General features: G+C 33.9%; 20 protein-coding genes. 7 read left to right on the top strand and 13 right to left on the bottom strand.

Annotation, left to right across the window (positions count from 1 at the left end; all coding sequences use genetic code 11):
• Window positions 1-103 precede the first annotated feature (103 nt).
• Window positions 104-1,681 carry a PhoX family protein gene (locus tag BMY56_RS14645; RefSeq protein ID WP_091625835.1) on the top strand — a complete coding sequence of 526 codons (1,578 nt, stop codon included), beginning with the start codon at window positions 104-106 and terminating at the stop codon, window positions 1,679-1,681.
• A 72-nt stretch (window positions 1,682-1,753) separates the two neighbouring features.
• Window positions 1,754-3,571 carry a cytochrome-c peroxidase gene (locus BMY56_RS14640; protein ID WP_091625832.1) on the top strand — a complete coding sequence of 606 codons (1,818 nt, stop codon included), beginning with the start codon at window positions 1,754-1,756 and terminating at the stop codon, window positions 3,569-3,571.
• On the opposite strand, the gene BMY56_RS14635 is transcribed toward BMY56_RS14640, so the two are convergent.
• Genes BMY56_RS14635 through BMY56_RS14625 form a run of 3 tightly spaced genes read right to left on the bottom strand, consistent with a single transcriptional unit; the run spans window position 3,568 to window position 5,577 of the window.
• A complete protein-coding gene (locus BMY56_RS14635; protein WP_091625829.1) occupies window positions 3,568-4,332 on the bottom strand; it encodes a TIGR02757 family protein in 765 nt (254 codons plus the stop codon). The two genes, BMY56_RS14640 and BMY56_RS14635, sit on opposite strands and share 4 nt — an antisense overlap.
• The gene (locus tag BMY56_RS14630) at window positions 4,329-4,886 is read right to left on the bottom strand and encodes a CPBP family intramembrane glutamic endopeptidase (RefSeq protein ID WP_091625825.1); all 558 of its coding nucleotides are present in this window, start codon (window positions 4,884-4,886) and stop codon (window positions 4,329-4,331) included. The genes BMY56_RS14635 and BMY56_RS14630 overlap by 4 nt, the downstream gene beginning before the upstream one ends.
• 10 nt (window positions 4,887-4,896) lie before the next feature.
• On the bottom strand, window positions 4,897-5,577 hold the full coding sequence (locus BMY56_RS14625; protein ID WP_091625822.1) for an ABC transporter ATP-binding protein: 681 nt from the start codon (window positions 5,575-5,577) through the stop codon (window positions 4,897-4,899).
• Window positions 5,578-5,810: 233 nt separating this feature from the next.
• Here BMY56_RS14625 and folE point away from each other — a divergent pair, with 233 nt between their 5' ends.
• From folE to BMY56_RS14605, 4 genes are all read left to right on the top strand, one after another.
• Window positions 5,811-6,410, top strand: a complete 600-nt coding sequence (gene folE, locus BMY56_RS14620; protein WP_091625976.1) for a GTP cyclohydrolase I FolE — start codon at window positions 5,811-5,813, stop codon at window positions 6,408-6,410.
• A gap of 95 nt (window positions 6,411-6,505) precedes the next feature.
• A complete protein-coding gene (locus BMY56_RS14615; protein ID WP_245737236.1) occupies window positions 6,506-6,793 on the top strand; it encodes a hypothetical protein in 288 nt (95 codons plus the stop codon).
• A 54-nt stretch (window positions 6,794-6,847) separates the two neighbouring features.
• Window positions 6,848-8,068: a sulfite oxidase gene (locus tag BMY56_RS14610; RefSeq protein ID WP_091625817.1), complete on the top strand. Its 1,221-nt coding sequence runs from the start codon at window positions 6,848-6,850 to the stop codon at window positions 8,066-8,068.
• Window positions 8,068-8,517 carry a hypothetical protein gene (locus tag BMY56_RS14605; RefSeq protein WP_091625815.1) on the top strand — a complete coding sequence of 150 codons (450 nt, stop codon included), beginning with the start codon at window positions 8,068-8,070 and terminating at the stop codon, window positions 8,515-8,517. The genes BMY56_RS14610 and BMY56_RS14605 overlap by 1 nt, the downstream gene beginning before the upstream one ends.
• Before the next feature lie 68 nt (window positions 8,518-8,585).
• Here BMY56_RS14605 and BMY56_RS14600 read toward each other — a convergent pair whose 3' ends face one another.
• The 8 genes from BMY56_RS14600 to BMY56_RS14565 form a co-directional block, all read right to left on the bottom strand.
• On the bottom strand, window positions 8,586-10,847 hold the full coding sequence (locus BMY56_RS14600) for a TonB-dependent receptor (RefSeq protein ID WP_091625812.1): 2,262 nt from the start codon (window positions 10,845-10,847) through the stop codon (window positions 8,586-8,588).
• Window positions 10,848-10,892: 45 nt separating this feature from the next.
• A complete protein-coding gene (locus tag BMY56_RS14595) occupies window positions 10,893-11,219 on the bottom strand; it encodes a hypothetical protein (RefSeq protein WP_091625809.1) in 327 nt (108 codons plus the stop codon).
• Between the two features lie 53 nt (window positions 11,220-11,272).
• Window positions 11,273-11,590: a DUF6787 family protein gene (locus BMY56_RS14590; protein ID WP_091625806.1), complete on the bottom strand. Its 318-nt coding sequence runs from the start codon at window positions 11,588-11,590 to the stop codon at window positions 11,273-11,275.
• A 30-nt stretch (window positions 11,591-11,620) separates the two neighbouring features.
• A complete protein-coding gene (locus BMY56_RS14585) occupies window positions 11,621-12,091 on the bottom strand; it encodes a DUF6146 family protein (RefSeq protein ID WP_091625803.1) in 471 nt (156 codons plus the stop codon).
• 66 nt (window positions 12,092-12,157) lie between these two features.
• A complete protein-coding gene (locus BMY56_RS14580) occupies window positions 12,158-12,790 on the bottom strand; it encodes a DUF937 domain-containing protein (RefSeq protein ID WP_091625801.1) in 633 nt (210 codons plus the stop codon).
• 68 nt (window positions 12,791-12,858) lie between these two features.
• On the bottom strand, window positions 12,859-13,809 hold the full coding sequence (locus BMY56_RS14575) for a D-2-hydroxyacid dehydrogenase (RefSeq protein ID WP_091625798.1): 951 nt from the start codon (window positions 13,807-13,809) through the stop codon (window positions 12,859-12,861).
• A gap of 62 nt (window positions 13,810-13,871) precedes the next feature.
• Window positions 13,872-14,936 carry a 3-phosphoserine/phosphohydroxythreonine transaminase gene (gene serC, locus BMY56_RS14570; protein ID WP_091625795.1) on the bottom strand — a complete coding sequence of 355 codons (1,065 nt, stop codon included), beginning with the start codon at window positions 14,934-14,936 and terminating at the stop codon, window positions 13,872-13,874.
• Between the two features lie 71 nt (window positions 14,937-15,007).
• Complete coding sequence (locus BMY56_RS14565; protein ID WP_091625792.1) at window positions 15,008-16,072, bottom strand: acyl-CoA reductase; 1,065 nt, start codon at window positions 16,070-16,072, stop codon at window positions 15,008-15,010.
• A gap of 89 nt (window positions 16,073-16,161) precedes the next feature.
• Between BMY56_RS14565 and BMY56_RS14560 the strand changes: the two genes are divergently transcribed.
• Window positions 16,162-16,512, top strand: a complete 351-nt coding sequence (locus tag BMY56_RS14560) for a 4Fe-4S dicluster domain-containing protein (RefSeq protein ID WP_091625790.1) — start codon at window positions 16,162-16,164, stop codon at window positions 16,510-16,512.
• Window positions 16,513-16,526: 14 nt separating this feature from the next.
• On the opposite strand, the gene BMY56_RS14555 is transcribed toward BMY56_RS14560, so the two are convergent.
• Together BMY56_RS14555 and BMY56_RS14550 are read right to left on the bottom strand one after the other, a co-directional pair.
• Window positions 16,527-17,270: a class I SAM-dependent DNA methyltransferase gene (locus BMY56_RS14555; protein WP_091625787.1), complete on the bottom strand. Its 744-nt coding sequence runs from the start codon at window positions 17,268-17,270 to the stop codon at window positions 16,527-16,529.
• 58 nt (window positions 17,271-17,328) lie between these two features.
• Window positions 17,329-20,430 (bottom strand): TonB-dependent receptor, encoded by a 3,102-nt coding sequence (locus BMY56_RS14550; RefSeq protein WP_262493795.1) that lies wholly within the window; start codon window positions 20,428-20,430, stop codon window positions 17,329-17,331.
• Between the last annotated feature and the right edge of the window lie 2 nt (window positions 20,431-20,432).

Here is a 20,432-nt window from a genome sequence, read left to right as displayed (position 1 = left end):
TTTAGTTAAGCTAAGCGTAAAGCAATGCTAATTTTAATTGAACTTTAAAACAAACAACTCAATCTAGTTTTGCCGAATACATAACCTTAAAACTAAATTGAAAATGAAAAAATCAAAAAACTTACTTTTTAAAACCCTTTTGCTTACCTGTATAGGCGTTGCTATTATTGGTTGTGATCCTGAAGATGGTATTGATGGTCGCGACGGTATTGATGGCGTTGATGGCTCAAATGGTGCAGACGGAGTAAATGGTGAGGACGGAGAAGATTTAATCGCTTCAGAAATAATGTTCGAGAACAAGTCTAATTTGGCACCATTAGTCGCTATGATGCCTCAGTTTAATTATGTTGAAGCATATTCATTAATAAGTTCTTCGGATACTCTTAGCAATGACTTTAAATTGGTTGGAGCTCAAGATGGGGCAGGCTTTTTAAAAGACCCAGAAAGTGATGGATATATTTATGTAGTTAACTCTGAAGATGCTTATGCAGTTTCAAGAATAAAACTGGATGCTAATTTAAATCCGATAAGTGGTGATTGGTTGTTGAATTCTGGTGTTGCAGATTTTGCACGTCAATGTTCAGCAACCATGTGGGAGGCTGAAATTCATGGCGGTGCTTCTGACATATTTCTGTCTGCTTCAGAAAGTATTAATTATGATGTAAAGGCGATTGACCCATACATTGTTACTCCGACACCGACTGCTGATTTTGGTTTAGATGCCTTAGGTGAATTCTCTTGGGAAAATGCAGTTCCATTACCAAAAAATGCATACCCAGGTAAAACCGTAATTATAGGTGGTGATGATGACTCAAGTGGTTCTGAAGGTCAAGTTTCTTTATATTATTCTGAAACCGGTGATGCTGATTTAACTGGTGGTAAAATATATGTTCTGCGTTTCAAACAAATTTCTGACGGACTTGGAGGTGTTATGAATGTTACCGCTTCAACTATTTACAATGAATCGAACTTAGATTTTCAAACTTCTTATGATGTTGAATTTGTTGAAATTGTAGATGGTGCTGATATGACTAAAAATGAAATGGAAGATGCATCTGTAAATGTTTTTGCTTCTGCCTTTATGAGAGTTGAAGATGTTGATTACCAGAAAGGTACTGATGAAATGGGAAGAAATGTATTTTTTGCGGTAACTGGTAGAGGACCAGGCGCTGGCACATATAATGATTGGGGTACAGTTTATAAATTAGAATTGGATGCCGATGCACCTTTATCTGGAAAGTTAACTCAAATTGTGAGCGGAAATACCGATACAAACAATGCAGATGGTAATCTTAGCATGCTTCAGAGTCCAGATAATATCTGTGTTACTGAAAACTTTGTTTATTTTCAAGAAGATCCTAATTCATTTGATAGAGGTCATGCTGCATATATCTATCAATCCGATTTAAATGGTAACAGTATTCGTCCTGTTTTAGAATTAGTTTTAAGATCAGACCTTACTACAGATGGTTCATTAAATGTTGGCGACGGCGATGGTGGTGAATTTGGCGCACTTATAGATATTTCTGATAAGGTTGGTGTACCAGGTACCTTCATATTAAACCTTCAACCTCACTACTGGAAAAACGATTCTTTTAAAGGGCGCGATGGTCATGTCAATACAGATTACGAAGATAATCAAGGTGGGCAAATCGTTATTTTAAAAGGCTTACCGAGATAGTTTAGCTATCAATTTTTTGAAAGGACCTTCATAAATGGTTGAAGGTCCTTTTCTATATTTTAAATAATTAGCATGATAAAAAAGGTAATTTATATAGTTCTAGGTGGATTGATCATGTTTTGTTGTAAACCCAAAACAAAAGAAAAATCAGCAGAAAAAAAAGTAGATATTTTTACCGAGGCACAAGCATATTACGGTAGTAATATGGCTTTGGCTGTGAAGTATTTAGATTCTTTAGCTATGGTTGATGTACATGACCCGAAAGCAAAAACGTACTTTAAACTTGCGAGAAAAGCGTTTAAAAAAGCAGAACCATATGCTTCCTATTTAAAGCCAGAGGTAGGCCATAGAGCTAACGGCCCGGCATTACCAATTTTGACAGAAGACACTCAAAAAATATTGGCCCCAATTGGTTTTCAAAAAATTGAGGAAAGTATTTATGATGGTATTGAAAGTGAAGAAGCCTATGCGCGCGAACTAGAATTAACAAAAGGTTTGTTAGTCGTTTTAAGAGAATACATACCACAGCGCCCTATTACTCCGCAACGATTTTTTATTGCTACTCACCAACAACTAATGCGAATACTAAGTTTAGGTATATCTGGTTTTGATACTCCTGTTAGTGAACTCGGATTAGTAGAAACTAAAACGTCTCTGTTTAGTTTATTGGAGGTGTATGATATGAGTATTAAAAAATTGATTACCGTAGCAAACCCTCAATTGGATAAGGAGTTTAGGCAACATATTAAATTGGCCGTCGATTTTATTGGAGAGCAGCCAAACTTTGAAACGTTTAATCGCTTTGTTTTCATTAAGGATTATTTAAACCCGATAACGCGTAATTGGGTAGCTATTAGAAAAGCATCCGATTTATGGAAGCCGGTAGATAATTATCCTTTTAATTTTGATGCTCCTACCTTCTTTGAATCGAATTCGTTTAACACCAACTACTTTGTACCAGCAAACAATAGAAATCCATCCGAAAAACAAATTACCTTAGGTAAGAAATTGTTTTTTGATAAAAATTTATCAAAGAATGGCACTATGGCTTGTGTTACATGTCATAACCCAAATAAAGGCTGGGCAGATGGTTTGTCATTAAATATAGATAACGAGGGAAATCATTTGGAACGAAACACACCTACATTGATTAATGCGACCTTTCAAAAGAGTCAATTTTGGGATGGTAGATCACCAGATTTAATTTCTCAAATATCTTCTGTATTTAATAATGATAAAGAATTTAATAGCTCTGTACATCAATTTTCTTCAGATATTCTAATTGATTCAACCTACAATCAATTATTTAATGAAGCTTATGGAGGTGTTTCTGCAAAGAATACTGAAATTATAAAAGCAATTTCTTCATATATAGCCACACTAAATGGTTTCGATTCAAAATTTGATAAGAATATTAGGGGAGAAGTAGATTCGTATACAGAGCAAGAAGAATTAGGATTTAATTTATTTATGGGAAAAGCTCTTTGTGCTACATGTCATTTTATGCCCTTAACTAACGGTACTGTACCGCCATTTTTTGCGGAACATGAGAAGGAGGTGATTGGCGTACCAGCAAATAACAAAAATCTAAAGTTGGATGATGACGAAGGCTTTTTTCAAATATCTAAAAAAGATTTGCAAAAAGGGATGTTTAAAACTCCGACAGTTCGTAATGTAGCAGTTACTGCGCCATATATGCATAATGGAATTTATAAAACTCTTGAAGAGGTTGTGAATTTTTATAATCTAGGGGGTGGGGCAGGTTTAGGTTTTGATTTACCACATCAAACATTACCGTTTGATAAGCTAGAACTTTCTTTGAATGAAGAGAATGCGTTAATTGCCTTTATGAAAACCCTAACGGACGTACCGACTGGGTTAATTGATTAAAATTTTTCGAATACACCAAGACCAAATAATGCAAAATCATATTTAACTGGATCCATTGGGTCCAGTTTTCTTAAGTTTTTATCCAGTTCGGCTAATGCTTTGGCATCATTTTGCTTTCGTTTTAAAAGGCCTAATTTTCGGGCTACATTTCCTGAATGTACATCTAATGGGCATGATAATTTTGAAGGAACAATATTTTTCCATAGGCCAAAATCTACATTGGTCTTGGCATCTCTTACCATCCAACGTAAAAACATATTTATTCTTTTTGCGGCAGAACCTTTTAAAGGGTCAGAAACATGTTTGGTAGTTCGCTGTTCAAAAGGTAATTCAAAAAACAATTCTTTAAACTTAGATATAGTGGGCTGTAAGGTGGCTTTACCTTGAAATTTTGTAAAAATACCTTCAAGTCCATCATGTTGAGTGTAAATGTTATTCAGGCTTTGAATAAAATATTTTAAGTCTATGCCATTGAAAGTTCTGTGAACAAAATTTTCCAAGTTATCTAAATCATCATCGGTATAATTTATAATAAATTCATGAGGACTATGCCCCATTAATTCCATTAATTTGTGAGCATTATTGATGATACTTTTTCTATTTCCCCAAGCTATAGTGGCAGTTAAAAAGGCACTAATTTCTATATCCTCTTTTTTAATAAATAGGTGTGGTATTTGAATGGGGTCTGTCTCTAAAAATTGAGGGTTATTGTATTGAATAACCTTTTCATCTAGAAATACTTTTAATTCAAGTTTTGTCATTCTATTGGAATATCTAATAGCTTTACCAGTAATAAAGGGATTATTAGTGCCATGTTGTAACAGGCATGAAGTGCCATTGACCAAATTAATCCAAATTTCACACGAATATATCCTAGTATGAAACCTACACTAATCTGTGGCGCAACCAGTAAAGGAGAAAGTAATAATACCTGAGTGGTCAATTCAAAATTGCTAATATGTACCAGACCAAAGGCAATTGTAAATATGTATAAAACAATAGGAAAATACTCAGAATTTTTAAAGAATAGTAAAGGACCTCTAAAAATTAATTCTTCAAGAAAAGGAGCAAGTATAACAACTAAGACAAAGATTTTAATTTCTGAATTATTATCGAATAAATCATCAATGGCATGCTTACCTACCTCAATATTAAATATGTTTTGAATTACACTCGCTATAATTAGCAAAAGAATACTTGAGCCAAGTGCCAAAACTAATAGTTTAGTAAATAACCTCAATTTATCTGAGGCATTGGAATTCACATCTTGCTCATAAATAGGTTTCTTAGCGAATGCTATAAGTTCTTCAAGCATACAATTTTCGTTATGCTTCTATTATTGCTTTATCTACAATTTTGCCATCTACCATGGTTAATTTACGATCTGCCATTTCAGCTAGTTCTTCATTATGGGTAACAATAACAAAAGTCTGTCCGAATTTTTCTCTTAAATCAAAAAATAATTTATGAAGATTATCTGCACTTTCAGAATCTAGATTACCGCTTGGTTCATCTGCAAAAATTATAGAAGGGTTGTTTATTAATGCACGAGCAACAGCTACACGTTGTTGTTCTCCTCCTGATAATTCTGAGGGCTTATGATTATATCGGTGAGATAACCCCAAAAAATCTAAAAGTTCTTTAGCTTTTTTTTCAGCGTCAGATTTAGGTGTTTTTTTAATGAATGCAGGTAAGCAAACATTTTCTATTGCTGTAAATTCTGGAAGTAATTGATGAAATTGAAATATAAAACCAATGTGTTCATTTCTAAACTTGGCTAAATCTTTATCACTAAGGTTAGTGGTTTCAATATTATTAATTAATAATGTACTATCACTTTTATTTGATTGAACATCCAAGGTGCCAAGAATTTGTAATAAAGTAGTTTTGCCTGCTCCAGAAGCCCCAACAATAGAAACGATTTCTCCCTTTTTAATATGAAGGTCTACGCCCTTTAATACTTCTAACTTGCCGTAATACTTATGAATGTTAGAAGCTTTTATCATTTGAAATGGATTGTGTTATTTTAATTTATTGATATCTTCAAAATTAATGAAAAAGGAGCATGGTAAAAATAGTATTCAGGTTTTACTTTATAGATGGAATTTTAAAATGCATGTAAAATTCAAATTAAGTAGTTTTGCTTTTCGTATTTATGATAATTTTAATGTTGTTGATAAAAGAAAACATTAATTTTGTTGAAGATAATTATGAATATATTAAACATAAAATAAAGAGTATGTCCCCGTATAGAAATTTAGAAGAATACAATCTTGAGATTACCGATGAAGTTAAAAGTAGATATTCTTCAATTATTGCTGAGATTGGCGAAGATGTTGGTAGAGAGGGATTAGTGAAAACACCAGAACGAGCAGCCAAAGCAATGCTTTTTTTAACCCAAGGGTACCAACAAGACGCCGTTGAGATATTAAAAGGGGCAATGTTCAAAGAGTCTTATGATGAGATGGTTATTATAAAGGACATTGAACTTTATTCTTTATGCGAACATCACATGCTTCCTTTTTTCGGTAAAGCACATATTGCTTACATTCCTAATGGTCATATCGTTGGTCTTAGTAAAATACCACGTGTGGTTGATGTTTTTGCAAGAAGACTACAGGTGCAAGAACGATTAACCCATGATATTTTAGAATGTATTAATAATACATTAAAACCCAAGGGTGTTGCAGTTGTCATTGAAGCTTCGCACATGTGTATGATGATGCGTGGGGTTCAAAAACAAAACTCCGTAACTACTACTTCTGGTTTTAGGGGTCAGTTCGAGAAAATTGAGACAAGAAATGAATTTCTTAAATTAATTAGTTCCAAACTTTCTTAAAACAGACCATATTTAGTAATTATTTATTTTAAAATTTTGGCATCTTTGTTGTATTCCAATTAAAGAATTACTAATTTTTAAGTATGTCAATTTTAATGAATAAAAAATATAAGCAACTTTTAATGGGGTTGCTTTTTGATGGGATAGGTATGTTATCATTTGTTATACCATTTGTAGGTGAATTTTCAGACATTGTTTGGGCACCACTTTCTGGTTGGCTAATGACCAGAATGTATAAAGGCAAAGTAGGGAAGGCTGCTGGTATATTTACGTTCGTAGAAGAAATCATTCCAGGTTTTGACATTATACCGTCTTTTACCTTAATGTGGTTATATACCTATGTTTTTAAAGTGGCCAAAAAAGAGCAGACCATTGAAGTTTAAATAACCCAGATTTTCTTACCAAATAACTTAACTTTATCTCAAATCTAGTACGTTTTGAAGAGAAGAAGTTTTGTTACAAAATCTGGTTTAAGTACACTAGCCACTTTACTTGGCGTTGATATTGTTTATAAAGAGTTGATGCCCAAGGGGTATACTCCGGTAGCACTACAGGAAATAGACCCATTTGCCTTATTTAAAAAAGATGAAGCAATGGTCGTTTTAAACGATAAACCTTGGAATATGGAGGCACAAGCACATCTATTAAATGATCGTGTTACCCCAAATAAATTCATGTTCATTCGTAATAATGGACTACTACCCGAAAACATTGATGAGAAGAATTGGAAACTTAATATTGAAGGTGAGTCGGTAGTTTCACCAAAAACCTATTCGCTTTCTGATTTAAAAACCAAGTTTAAACAGTATACCTACCAGCTTACCTTAGAATGCGGTGGTAACGGAAGAAGTGAATTCAATCCGCCAGCGAAAGGTAATCAATGGACCATTGGTGCAGTCTCAAGTGCTGAATGGACAGGGGTTCGACTTAAGGATGTTTTAGCTGATGCTGGATTTAAGGATGATGCAGTTTACATTGGATATCACGCTGCAGATATGCATTTGAGTAGAAATCCTACTAAAGAACCTATTTCAAGAGGAGTACCTATTTCTAAGGGATTACAAGATGAAACATTACTGGCCTTCTCTATGAATGGTGAAGCTATACCCTTAGTGCACGGTTTTCCATTACGATTAGTTTGTGGCGGTTGGCCAGCTTCAACTTCGGGTAAATGGTTACACACTATTAGTATTAGAAATAAGGTGCATGATGGTGAAAAAATGCAAGGAAGTTCTTACCGCGTACCTTGTGAAACTGTAGCGCCTGGGGAAACTGTTGCAGATGAAGATATGTGTATCATTGAATCTATGCCTGTAAAATCATTAATTACATATCCAAAATCGGGAGCAATAATTAATGAAGGAAAAACAGTGAAAATAAACGGGCACGCATGGGCGGGTGAATTAGAGATAAAAATGATGGAGTACTCTATTGATTATGGAACTTCTTGGAAATCTGCCGCAATAGAAAAGGCTAAGAATAGATTGGCTTGGCAACATTTTAATGCAACAGTATCTTTCCCAAAAAAAGGCTATTATGAGATTTGGGCTAGAGCCACTGATTCTAACGGTAATAAGCAACCAATGGTTTTACCAGGGTGGAATCCTAAAGGTTATTTGAATAATGCCTGTCATAGAATTGCTATAAAAGTCGTGTAATGCAAGAGAAGGAAAATAACGATGGTATCGTTTTTAAGCCCATATTTAAGGTCGTGTTATTGATTTTCACAAGCTTCATCATATTTGGGGCTTTAGCTATTGTTTTCTTTGGACCAAGACAATCTGAAGTTGAACTAGGCGAAGAAGATTCAGAATTAATTGAAAATGGTATTCATATTCGAACTGGTTTGGTTGAAGCTGACGGATTACAAACAGTGATAACGAATTGTACTACGTGTCATTCATCTAAGCTGATTATTCAAAATAGAATGGGAGAGGAGCAATGGGATGCAACCATACGATGGATGCAGAAAACTCAGGGATTATGGCCATTAGGTGAAAACCAAAAAGTGATTGTAGATTATTTGACGAAAAATTATCCTGTGTTAGAAAAAGGAAGAAGGCCTCCGTTGACTGATATTGACTGGTATCCATTAGAGGGTAATTGATTTATATATTAAAAACAGCCCCATATATTTTTTAAAATATATGGGGCTGTTAACATCATACCTTACTATTATAGAGGTATGCTAACTCCAAGATTAATATTTCTTCCAATATTTGAAATGCCATCACTCTTTAGTCTCGACAAGTGTGAAATATATTCTTTGTCTAAAACATTATTGGCACTTAATTTAAAATCAATTGGTTGATTGGAAATTGTAACAGTAGCCCCCAATCCTAAATTTAATAGCGAATACCCATTTGTAGTAGTTTCAAAATTACTTACTTTATTTTGGGCGAAATACGATTTCAAAGTCAGAAAACCATAGCCGTTAGCAAAGTCTTTATTTATCTTACTAAATTCAAATCTTAAGGTATTAGCCCAATTGTTTGCTGGTATTAAAGGTAAATTACCATCGTTCTTCAACTGACCGGTTACGGTAGAAAAATTACTTTCCATATGCAGCCAATCTAATGGGTGTGGATGATAATGTAGACCAGCTTCGCCACCAAACAAATTCGCATCTTGTTGTTGGTAAAGATATACGGCATTACCATCTATAGCAGTACCATTTGGTTCTAAATAAATATAATCTGAAATGGAATTATAGAACCCATTTACATAAAATTCAAAATGCTCATTCTTAAATTCTAATGATAAATCTGTTTGTACATTTCTTTCATTATTTAAATCGGCATTTCCAATTTCATATCTATTTGTTCCTTCATGTGCACCATTTGAAGTTAACTCGGCCAAGTTAGGTGCTCTAAATCCTGAGGCGATATTTAAACGGGTTATAAGATTTTCAGAAACATCTACCTTATAACCTGCAGCGATATTAAAACTATTGAAATTTCTATCTATAGCTTCAATATAGTTTTGATCACCAACAAGGCCATTTTCATCTGAATCAATAGTTCTTTTATCATAGCGTACTCCAAGTTGTACATCACTTTTGTTCAAATGAATATGTGATGTAACTAAAAGCCCGATATCGTTGGTTGTAGCATCAGGTATTAAAATCTCTTCACCAAAGTTACTGTTGTTTTGGTTCATTCCCTGTAATCCGATAATTGTCTCAACAGCTCCTATTTTAGCCAAATTGTATTGAAGGTTGTAACTAAAAGTTTCTAGTTTCATGTCTAAAGCGGGCGGTTCTCCTTCTTCATGTTCCTCTTCTTCCAAAATCACTTCCGCACCATGTTCATGGTCTTCAAATTCTTTTCTATCATTTCTAGTAAAGCCAATAATAGCTTGAAGGCTAGAATTGTTAAAATAGATATTTGATTTCGAACTTAAGATATGACTAGTAATATCTTGAAAGGGTTCTATGGCAGAGCGCTCGGTTGATTGATCTCCTATTTCTTCGGGTATACCCAATTCAGAATTATTATAATTGTAGCGTAACTCAGTTTTAAAATTAGTGAGTTGATATACTAATCCGGTTTTTAAATCTTTTTCGCTAAATCTAGAATTTGTTACTCGTTCATTATTTCCAGTTTTATAATCTACATGTGAACTTCCACCTAAGCGAACTAAGAATTTTAATTTTTCAGAAGACGCTTTGAATCCACCATTTCCATTTAAGCCTTCGGTATTGGTGAAATAATTTAAGTTTATATCACCCTCTACTTCATTGGAGTTGGCAAATTTTTCAGGGTTTAAATATAGTACACCACCAAGGGCATCAGAACCATATAACAAAGATGCTGGCCCTTTTATAACTTCAACACTTTCTATACCTGCATCACTAATTCCTAATCCGTGTTCATCACCAAATTGTTGGTTTTCTAAGCGTATGCCTTGAGTGTAGGTCAAAACTCTATTAGAGCTTAGGCCACGTATAACAGGTTTTCCTATTCCGACTCCGGTAGAAACACTTTCTACACCAGGAATATTGGTAATACCTTCAGATAAATTTACAGCTCCTGCAGATTTTAAATCCTTTATACTAGTCCTTTCTACTTTCATAACATTCTCTCGTTGTAATTTGTGAAAGGGAGTAGAAACAATAACCTCTTCCATTTCAATGGCACTAGGCATAAGATCAAGTGATAATTGGGTGGTAGGCTCTAAAAGATCAACAGTTTGTGAATAGGTTTGAAAACCTATATATGAAATAACGATTTTAAACTTTCCAGACGGTAAATTGTTAATTTCAAAGAATCCATCAGCATTGGTAACTGTACCTTTTTCTAATTGAGGAAAATATATGGATACTTGTTCTAAAGGAGTTTGGTCCTCTTTATTTGTGATGTTACCTTTTAATGTGTTTTGGGCAAATGTAAACTGTACGAACAATGCCAATAGCATTGTTATATAAATATTTTTCATATAAAATTGTATTAAGATTTTTAGACTTTAGCTTGTAATAAATAATTAACAAGAAGGAGGTCCTCTTAATACAAAATGAAGTTGTTGATACTTACTTAAAAAGTAGTAGTTGTTTATAATAGCTTCAGTAATAGGAGCTAATTCAATAAACTGCGGGTAATCGAATTCTGGATAATAAAAAGAAGATAAATGATAGTGCTCAAAATCACAATCGAATTCAACAGCATGAACATGTAATTCTTTAGAAATGCAGTGAAACTCTTTATGTTCGTTTAAAGCATGTGATATTTTCACAAAATAAGGCCCCAATAGACTTGCCATTAAAATTACGGCAACTATCGGATATACTATTTTGTCTTTCACAAAACTCATACTTACAAATCTAACGAATGCAAGTAGGTATAAACTGTTAAAGAAGTATTAAATTAACTAAGAAAAAACCCAAGGCCAATTCTCTTGAGCATCTTTTTTTCAAAGCCCCAAAAGAATTTAAATTGACCAAATAGCCAACCATACATAACCAGTAGAATTTGGTAAATTGGAAAAATCAATAGAATTCTTAAAAGCCAATACAAAGTACCACCCCACCAAGTTTCAGGAAAATTTGCTTGTTGTAATCCTATAAAGGTTAAAAATGGTTTTGCAGCAAAAACAGAGGAAGAACCAGTTATCGAAAAAACGAAGAAAATGATTATTAATTGAAAATTGCTGGAAACACCCCAGCGTTCTTTTAATCTTTGCATAATAACTATTAAAGCGCGTAAATATACTTTTTATATGCGTGGTATAAAAGGACCTAATCGTTGATTGTACTTTCTTTGAAAATAGATGAAGTAATTATAGAGTTTATAATTTACTTCATAGCCGTAATCTATATTTTGCGAATAGTCAATCTGAAGCTCATATAAATTCGGGTTATACCGCATAGGTTGTAAAACTCTTTGGTTCCATTCTAATACCATTAAATAATTTCGATTTTCGAGAAAACTTTGAGAATAATAACCTTCAGGTTTGGCTATAGAGTTGAGCCAAGTATAAAACCCTGGTTCAATGATGATAATTTCATATTCAGTTTTGTCACTCGAAATAGTTATAGTATCACCTTTAACTTGTTCAAAAGCTTTTTTTTCAGCATTTGAAATTGATAATGATTCCTTTGATGACCCACAGTTTATTAAGATTATGGCAAAAATAAGGATGATAATGAAATTAAGTAGGGCAGATTTATTCTTTCTTTTTTTCATGAAATATAAGATACAAAAAAGCCGCTTGCGGTAGCAAACGGCTTATGTTAAATTGTAAAAATCGATTTATTTACCGAATAGACCTCCTAATAAGCCTCCTAAACCACCTGATTTTTTGTTTGATCCCATTACCATACCAGCAACATCATCTAAAATACTACCATCGCCATCAGCATCTAATAGTGTAGTGATTAAGTTTTGGTTTTCTTGTGGTTGACCACCTAACATGCTTCCTAATAAAGCATTCATGCCAGATCCGTCACTTACATTGCTCTGAGCTGTTTGTTTACCAAGGTACCCCATTACAATAGGAGCAGCGATTTTCAATATTTGAGCTACAGTACCAGCATCTAAGCCTGATTTTTGACTTAATGCATTTTCTACTTGAGGTTGTTTGTTGCCAAAAACGTGACCTAAAATGCCAGCGCCATCAGATATTACACTGTCATCAACACCACCGCCGAAAAGACCGCCTATGTTGTCTAAAATTCCTCCACTATGATTGTTTGATAATGCGCTCATTAGTCCTTGAGCACCCTCGGGGGTAGAAACGTTTTTTTTCATTGCACCCAATATTAGTGGCATAGCCATACTAAGTACATTTGCGGTTTTATCTTCAGGTTGATTTGTCTGTCCTGCTACTCCGCTAATTAATTGTTGCCCCATTGGGCTATTCAATAAATCTAATAATCCTGCCATTATAATAGTTAATTTAATGTTTATGCCGAAAAATACAAAAAGAGTTACTAAAATAAGTTTTTAAGTAATTATTTTAATAATGTTATTATTTGATTGGCCAATTCAGACCCAATTCTCTCTTGTGCCTCTAATGTGGCAGCACCAATATGAGGAGAAAGTGAAATGCTAGGATGCATGAGAATTTTCATTTCAGGTCTTGGTTCTGACTCATAGACATCAAGGCCGGCAAAAGACACCGTACCATTTTCAAGTGCTTCTACTAACGCAACTTCATCGATTACACCACCACGAGCAGCATTTACAATGCCCACGCCTTTTTTCATTTGTGATAATTCTTCTTTGCCAATAACATAGCTTTGCTGATCAGGTATGTGTAATGAAATATAATCAGAATTTTTTATCAATTCAGACTTTTTAGTACTCTTCAGTGCGAAGGTTACTTTTTGTCCATCAAAAAATGTTAGTTCAATAGTTGCATTCTCTACCTCAGGGTCACAATAGACAACATTCATACCTACACCTATGGCAAGTTTTGCAGTAGCTTGACCTATATTTCCAAAACCAAAAATACCAAGAGTTTTGCCTCTTAGTTCGGTACCTTTTGAATAGGACTTTTTTAATTCTTTAAAATTACTGTCACCTTCTAATGGCATATTTCTATTGGCATCATATAAAAAACGAACACCTCCGAAAAGATGAGCGAATACTAATTCGGCAACTGACTCTGATGATGCTGCAGGAGTATTGATAACATGAATATTCTTAGACTTTGCATAGGCAACATCTATGTTATCCATACCAACACCACCACGGCCAATAAGTTTTAATGTAGAACAAGCGTCAATTAATTCTTTTCTAACTTTAGTTGCGCTACGAACTAATAAAGCATCTATTTTATGCTCATTTATATAATTGGCTAATTGTTCTTGTGCTACAGTAGTTGTTAATACCTCAAATCCGGCTTTTTCCATTTTGGCAATGCCATTTATAGAAATACCATCATTAGCTAAAATCTTCATAGTATACTTCTTGTTTAATGATTGAATGAAATGCTTATTACGTTGAATAACACTTTTGTTAATTATCCTTTTCTTTCCATTTCACTCATTACGTCTACCAATGCACCTACGCTTTCTAAAGAAAGAGCATTGTACATGCTAGCTCTATACCCACCAACCGAACGGTGACCGTTTAGTCCAATAATACCTGCTTCCTTTAACATGTTTTCAAAAGTGGATTTTAAGCTTTCATCAGTTAAGTTAAAAGTCGCGTTCATTAGTGAACGATCTTCAATATTGGCATATCCTTCAAAAACAGGATTTAAATCTATTTCTGAATATAATAATCTGGCTTTCTTTTCATTAATTTCCTCAATTGCAGCAATACCACCAAGATTCTTAAGCCATTCTAATGTTAACATTGAAGTGTAAACAGGGAAAACAGGAGGCGTATTAAACATACTGTCTTTGCTGATATGTACTTGATAATCTAACATCGAAGGAATTTTTCTTGATACTTTTCCTAAGATATCTTCTTTTATTACAACTAAAGTTGCGCCTGCAGGCCCCATATTCTTTTGAGCGCCAGCATATATTAAATCGAATTGAGAGAAATCTAAACTTCTAGAAAATATATCTGAACTCATGTCGCACACTAATGGGGCGTCAGTTTTTGGAAATTTCTTGAATTGAGTTCCATAAATGGTATTATTCGACGTAATATGTAAATAATCAAGTCCGGTAGGTACTGAATACCCCTTTGGAATATAATTAAAATCTTCATCTTTAGATGAACCAACCTCAACAACCTCACCAAATAATTTAGCTTCTTTAATTGCCTTGTCACTCCAAGTACCTGTATTTAAATAACCTGCCTTTTTTTCTAAAAGATTATAAGCTACCATTAAAAATTCAAGACTGGCGCCACCATGTAAAAAAAGGGCTTTATAACCTTTGTCGGTTAAATCAAGTAATTCTAAGGCTAATGACCTAGCATTTTCCATTACAGCTACAAAATCTTTACTTCTGTGTGAAATTTCGATAAGTGAAAGTCCAGAGCCATTGAAGTCAATAACAGCTTCAGAAGCCTTTAACAATACTTCTTTCGGTAATATACAAGGGCCTGCGCTAAAATTATGCTTTTTCATTTTGATTGTAATTTAAGGATGCAAATGTCAGGATTTTTTGAAGAATTTACGATACTGAAAGGTATTTAATTCTATGATGTTCCTAAAAGGAAATTAACTGTATCAATTCCATCAGCATAATCACCTAAAGATGGTTTTTGTGTTTGTCCAAATGAAATTTCGTCAGCTATAAAACCTGAAGAAACAATACATTGAATTTTATCTTCTTCTAGCTTTAATTTTGTTTTTAATTCTTCAGAATTGTTATAAAACTCATAGAAAAGTGATGCGATAGGGGAGCCGTAGCTATTTTCTTCCTTTAAAATAAGAAAGCCATTATCCAATATTTTAAATTCGCTCATGAGATAAACAGCCTTATTGTAATCATAATTGTTAGCATATTTATTATGATTTATAATGTGGTTATACGGAAACATTGCCTTGAAAAAAGTATCAATGTCATAATTGGTGGGAATGAATATTTTAGAGACACTTCTGCAGCCTAAGCCGAAATATCTAAAAATATCTTCACCTAAAGCGGTTAGCTCTTCTTTCGATTCATTTCCATTCAACACTGCAACAGAATTTCTATTTTTTCTAATAATATGCGGTTTTTCGCCAAAATAGTATTCAAAATACCTTGCTGTATTATTACTACCTGTGGCAATAACAGCGTCATAATGTTCAAGCTTTTCTTTTGTGAACATCACCCTTTCTTCAAAAAATGGCTCTATGCTTTTGAGATAATCAATTATTAGGGGAATTAATTTTTGATCATTACTTGATAGTTTTACCAATGCTTTATTACCCGTAATTAACACGCATAATAAATCATGAAACCCAACTAGTGGAATGTTGCCTGCCATAATTAGGGCAACTACCTTTTCTTTATTACTGGTTAATTCATAATTTTTTAACCAAGCTTCGAGATTTTTTCTAGTCAATAAATTTCCCCATTCTTGAAATGCATGAATGCAATTCTCTTCTGAGAACCACCCATTATAATGTTGGGCCATTTCAATTTCAGTCTTAAATGAATCAGTCCATTCATCATTTAAATGTTCGGAATTGTTATCTGATGTAATAAATTCACAAAATGATCTTAGAAAATCTCCAAGTTTAACAAAAGCTTCTATAGTAAGGTTGTGATGGGTCATTATATTTGTATACTCAATTAGTAGGGATTACCTTTGTGCAAAAATAAGCATGCCCGTTCTTTTTTGGGCATTTTAATGAAGAAGAAATTATGGCAATTATAATAACTGATGAATGTATCAATTGTGGGGCCTGTGAGCCAGAATGTCCGAATACAGCAATTTACGAAGGTGCAGATGAATGGCGTTACAGCGATGGCACATCATTAACAGGTAAAGTTGTTTTGCCTAGCGGTAAAGAAGTAAATGCAGATGAAGTTCAGGTGCCAATTAGTGATGAAGTTTACTATATAGCCCCAGATAAATGTACAGAGTGCGTGGGTTTTCATGAAGAGCCGCAATGTGCTGCTGTATGCCCGGTTGACTGTTGTGTGCCTGATGATGATCATGTAGAATCGGAGGAAGTGCTTTTAGCTAAGCAACGCTTTATGCATCCTGAATAAGGAGTATTTGATTTCTATATTTTTTGGCAGACATATAAATTCGTATCAAAAGCATAAGTTTCTCTATCGATAATTTCTAAAATTTTAAATCCGGAATGCTGTAATGCTTCGGTAACTTCTTTTATGGTGAAAACTCTAAATAGAGTTGAGTCTTCGCCCAATTCCATTCTTTTGATATCTTTTAATTGGTAATAGCTAGATTTCCAGTCAATTAAATGATAATTATTGTTTTTATTTTTAACCCAATAAGAATCTCTTTCAAATTGTTTATTATTATAGGTTGATTTATGTACTACACTGCTATTCTTTAGAATATATGTTATAAATAACTCGGCATTGATACAATCAAAAATGAAAAGGCCTTTATCTTCAAGTGCAGTGTGTACAGATTTAAAAGTTTGTATTAAATCTATATTATCAAGTAAATAGCTTGTAGATCTGCCTGTAATAAGTATAGTGTCAAAGTGTTTGACAAAATTTAGATGCCGCATATCGCCTTGGATAAAATATCCTTCAGGAAATTTTTTCTTTGCAATTTTGAGCATCGATTCACTAAAATCTAAGCCAACATACGTGCTAAAATCTGAAGTAAATGATTTTGCTAAATTACCTGTGCCACACGCAATTTCTAATATTCGGTTAGAATTATAGTCAAGACACAAATTCTTATAAAATTCGTATTCAGCACGATAATCAATAAAACCTTGATAAATTTCATCGTAAACCCGTGCTAGGTTTTCATTATATAACTCGCCCATATCACAAAAAAAAGCTACCTAAATATAGGTAGCTTTTAACTATTAAAATGATTTTAAATTAGAACTTATAGTTCAACGATAAGTTGAACATAGTACCTAATTGGCTAAAATGATAACCATCATACGTCATTTGAGAATAACGTTGGTTGAAAGTAATTAAGTTAGACTGGTTTTGTGTCTGTGCTGCATCGGCCAATATAGCGTCACCTGCTGCATTTTTAGATTGGAAACTCCATTCAGGTAAAACATTCAATATATTATTGATGTTTAATGCTAATGTTAACTTATCTGTCGCACTAAAGTTAACACCTAAGTCTGTAACAATTTTTGGAGTAAACTCTGTAAATAAATTGTTATCCAAACCTTGTTGTTGGAATGTTGTTTTTCCGAAATAGGTATTATTCAATGAAAAACCGAACTTTTTGATGTCGTAGTTCGCCCCTAAAATCCATTTTGTTTTAGGACGTGAAGTAAAAAACAAAGCTTCTTGAGTATCATTAACTACAGACTGCCCAGCTTGCTCTATAAGGGCTGTATTCTTAACGGCACCATCACGTTCGTTTTGAATGGTATAGTTTCCAGATAAATTTAAATCAAGGTTACCTTGACCAAGCAAAATACCTCTATAGGCAAGAACCACATCAATACCAGATGTTTTCGTGTCGATAGCATTCGAAAAGAAACTTACATCGCTTAGGTTGTTATTTGCTAAAAGGATATCTAACGGATTTGTAGGGTCGCCACTTGGACCAATTTCTGTTCCTAATACAATACGATCCTTAACAGCAATATTGTAATAATCGAAAGTATAGCTGAATTGGTTTGCAATTTTACCGCCAAAACCAACGGTAAAGTTAGTAGAGGTTTCAGCATCTAAAGGATCAATACCTAATAATTTCGCTTGCGTTGAAACATTGTTAATTAAACCACCTACTTGAATACCTTGACCTGGTATAAAGCTATATTGAGCTTTTTGTGTATAAATTTGGTGCAGGGTAGGAGCTCTAAAGCCTGAAGAAATAGAACCTCTTAAAGTAAATTCGTCACTAACTTTATAGCGTGAACTAAATTTGTAAACAAAAGCATTACCAAAATCAGAGTAGTTTTCTGTTCTTACGGTTCCGCTCAATAAGAATGCGTCTGATACATCATAATCTAAACTAAAGTAACCTCCAATATTATATCGGTTGAATTTACCTGAATTTTGAGGAGAAGCACCTGCAAATGAATCTGCGCCACCACCGTCATAAGAAGCTAGTTCACCTTCAATAACTTCAAAAGTTTCTGTTCTAAACTCTGCACCCACACCAATACTAACCTTATCAGAAAGTATTCTAGAGATATCAATATTACCTACATTGTGCGTAAACTTAGTTCCCCCTGGATCAAATGATTGCTGACTATTTTCTCTATATAGTTCAGAACCTTCAGAAATTTCACCATCATCAACAGAACCGTTACCATTTGCATCTATAAAGGTAGACGGAGTGTAAACAATGTTTCTGTTATGCGTTTGATTTACTTTGTACGTCTGAGTGTTTCCACCAGTTGTAAAACTAGCATCAATATTCCAATCGTTAATCGTTGATTTAAAACCTACTGTACCATTATAATCACTTAACTCACCTTCAAAGGTAGGAACGTAACCATCGTAACCACCAGCAGTATTAGGGTTTTCTCCAGGGAAAAAATCAGCTAAATATGGAAAGTCATCTACTGTTCTCCAGTAAGGAGTTCTGTAGTTAGCAAAACTATTTACCGATTTGTATACATAGGCTGCATTTGCGTACATAGAAGTATTTTCACTTAAATCATAACCTAAATTAACAGAAAATTTAGCTGCTGCAGTTTCAGGGGATCCATTTATGTTTCCTGCATCCGGTTTTCTAGATAAAAACTCTTGTACATCTGCAATATCAGCACCAAAATCTGCGGCTTCACCCGCTGCATTCACCGTACCTGGTCTATTAGATTGATTTACTTTTGAAAGGTCTACGGTATAATTAACAAAACCTTTGTCTTCACCAATAGAAGATCCATTATTTAAAGCGACACCAAACATTTCGCCATCACCTTCTGAGGTGATACCAGTTCTAACTGTTGCTGAACCTTCATTCGGCGAATCCTTAAGAATAATGTTCATTACCCCTGCTATGGCATCAGAACCATATTGGGCAGATGCTCCATCTCTAAGAATTTCAACTCTTTTAATTGCATCTGTTGGTATTGCAGAAATATCTGCACCAGTTTCACCACGTCCTGGTGATGTTTGAGTATATAATAAAGCACTTAAGTTTTTACGTTTTCCGTTAATCAAAATTAACGTCCTACTAGGTCCCATGTTTCTAATTTCATACGGATCTAATAAAGAGGTCGCATCGTTTACTGGAGTTTGAACCGTGTTAAATGAAGGAATTCTATATTGTAAGGCTTTATCAAAAGTAACCTGACCTGTAGAAGTAAGGTCTTTAGCACCAATAACATCAACAGGTAATGGTGTGTCAGCATTACTTCTTGGTGCTGTACGAGAACCAACAACAATAAACTCGTCTAATTGCATGCCTTCAGATAACTGAACATTTATAACGTTCTTGCCAGAAGTAGATACTTCTTGAGTAGCGAAACCAATATAGCTAAACACTAATTTTGTGTCATCGGTAACATCTATTGAATAATTACCATCAAAATCTGAAGTAGTACCATTGGTTGTTCCTTTTTCAATAATATTTACTCCTGCTAAAGGCATTCCAGAGTCGTCTGTAACCTTACCAGAAATACTATTTTGAATTACCTCGTTTAGGGTTAAGGCGGTAATACCATTATTAGCAGAATTTACTTTTAAAACTTTCGCTCGTTCAGCCTTCTTATGGTAAACCACATAATATTTGTTACCTAAATATTCAAAATCAAAACTAGTTTTACGTTCCAATTCGTTGATAATCTTATCCAAAACAGGGAATTCATATTCCGCAGGGTTTAGACTAGTAGTAGCAACGAGATTTGGATTATAGGTGAAAAACACTTCGTGCTTTGCACTGATTTCATTTAGAAACTCACTTAGAGTCACCTCTTTTTTTAGTTCATTAGCTGCCATGTTACTGGTGATGCTCGAAAAAAGCATTACTGCAAGCAGCAATCTCATTAGTTTGTTCGTTTTCATAA

Source organism: Maribacter orientalis, from assembly GCF_900109345.1.
Classification (GTDB): Bacteria; Bacteroidota; Bacteroidia; order Flavobacteriales; family Flavobacteriaceae; genus Maribacter; species Maribacter orientalis.
Note: the sequence above shows the minus strand (reverse complement) of the source record. Positions and strands in the feature narration are given on the sequence as shown.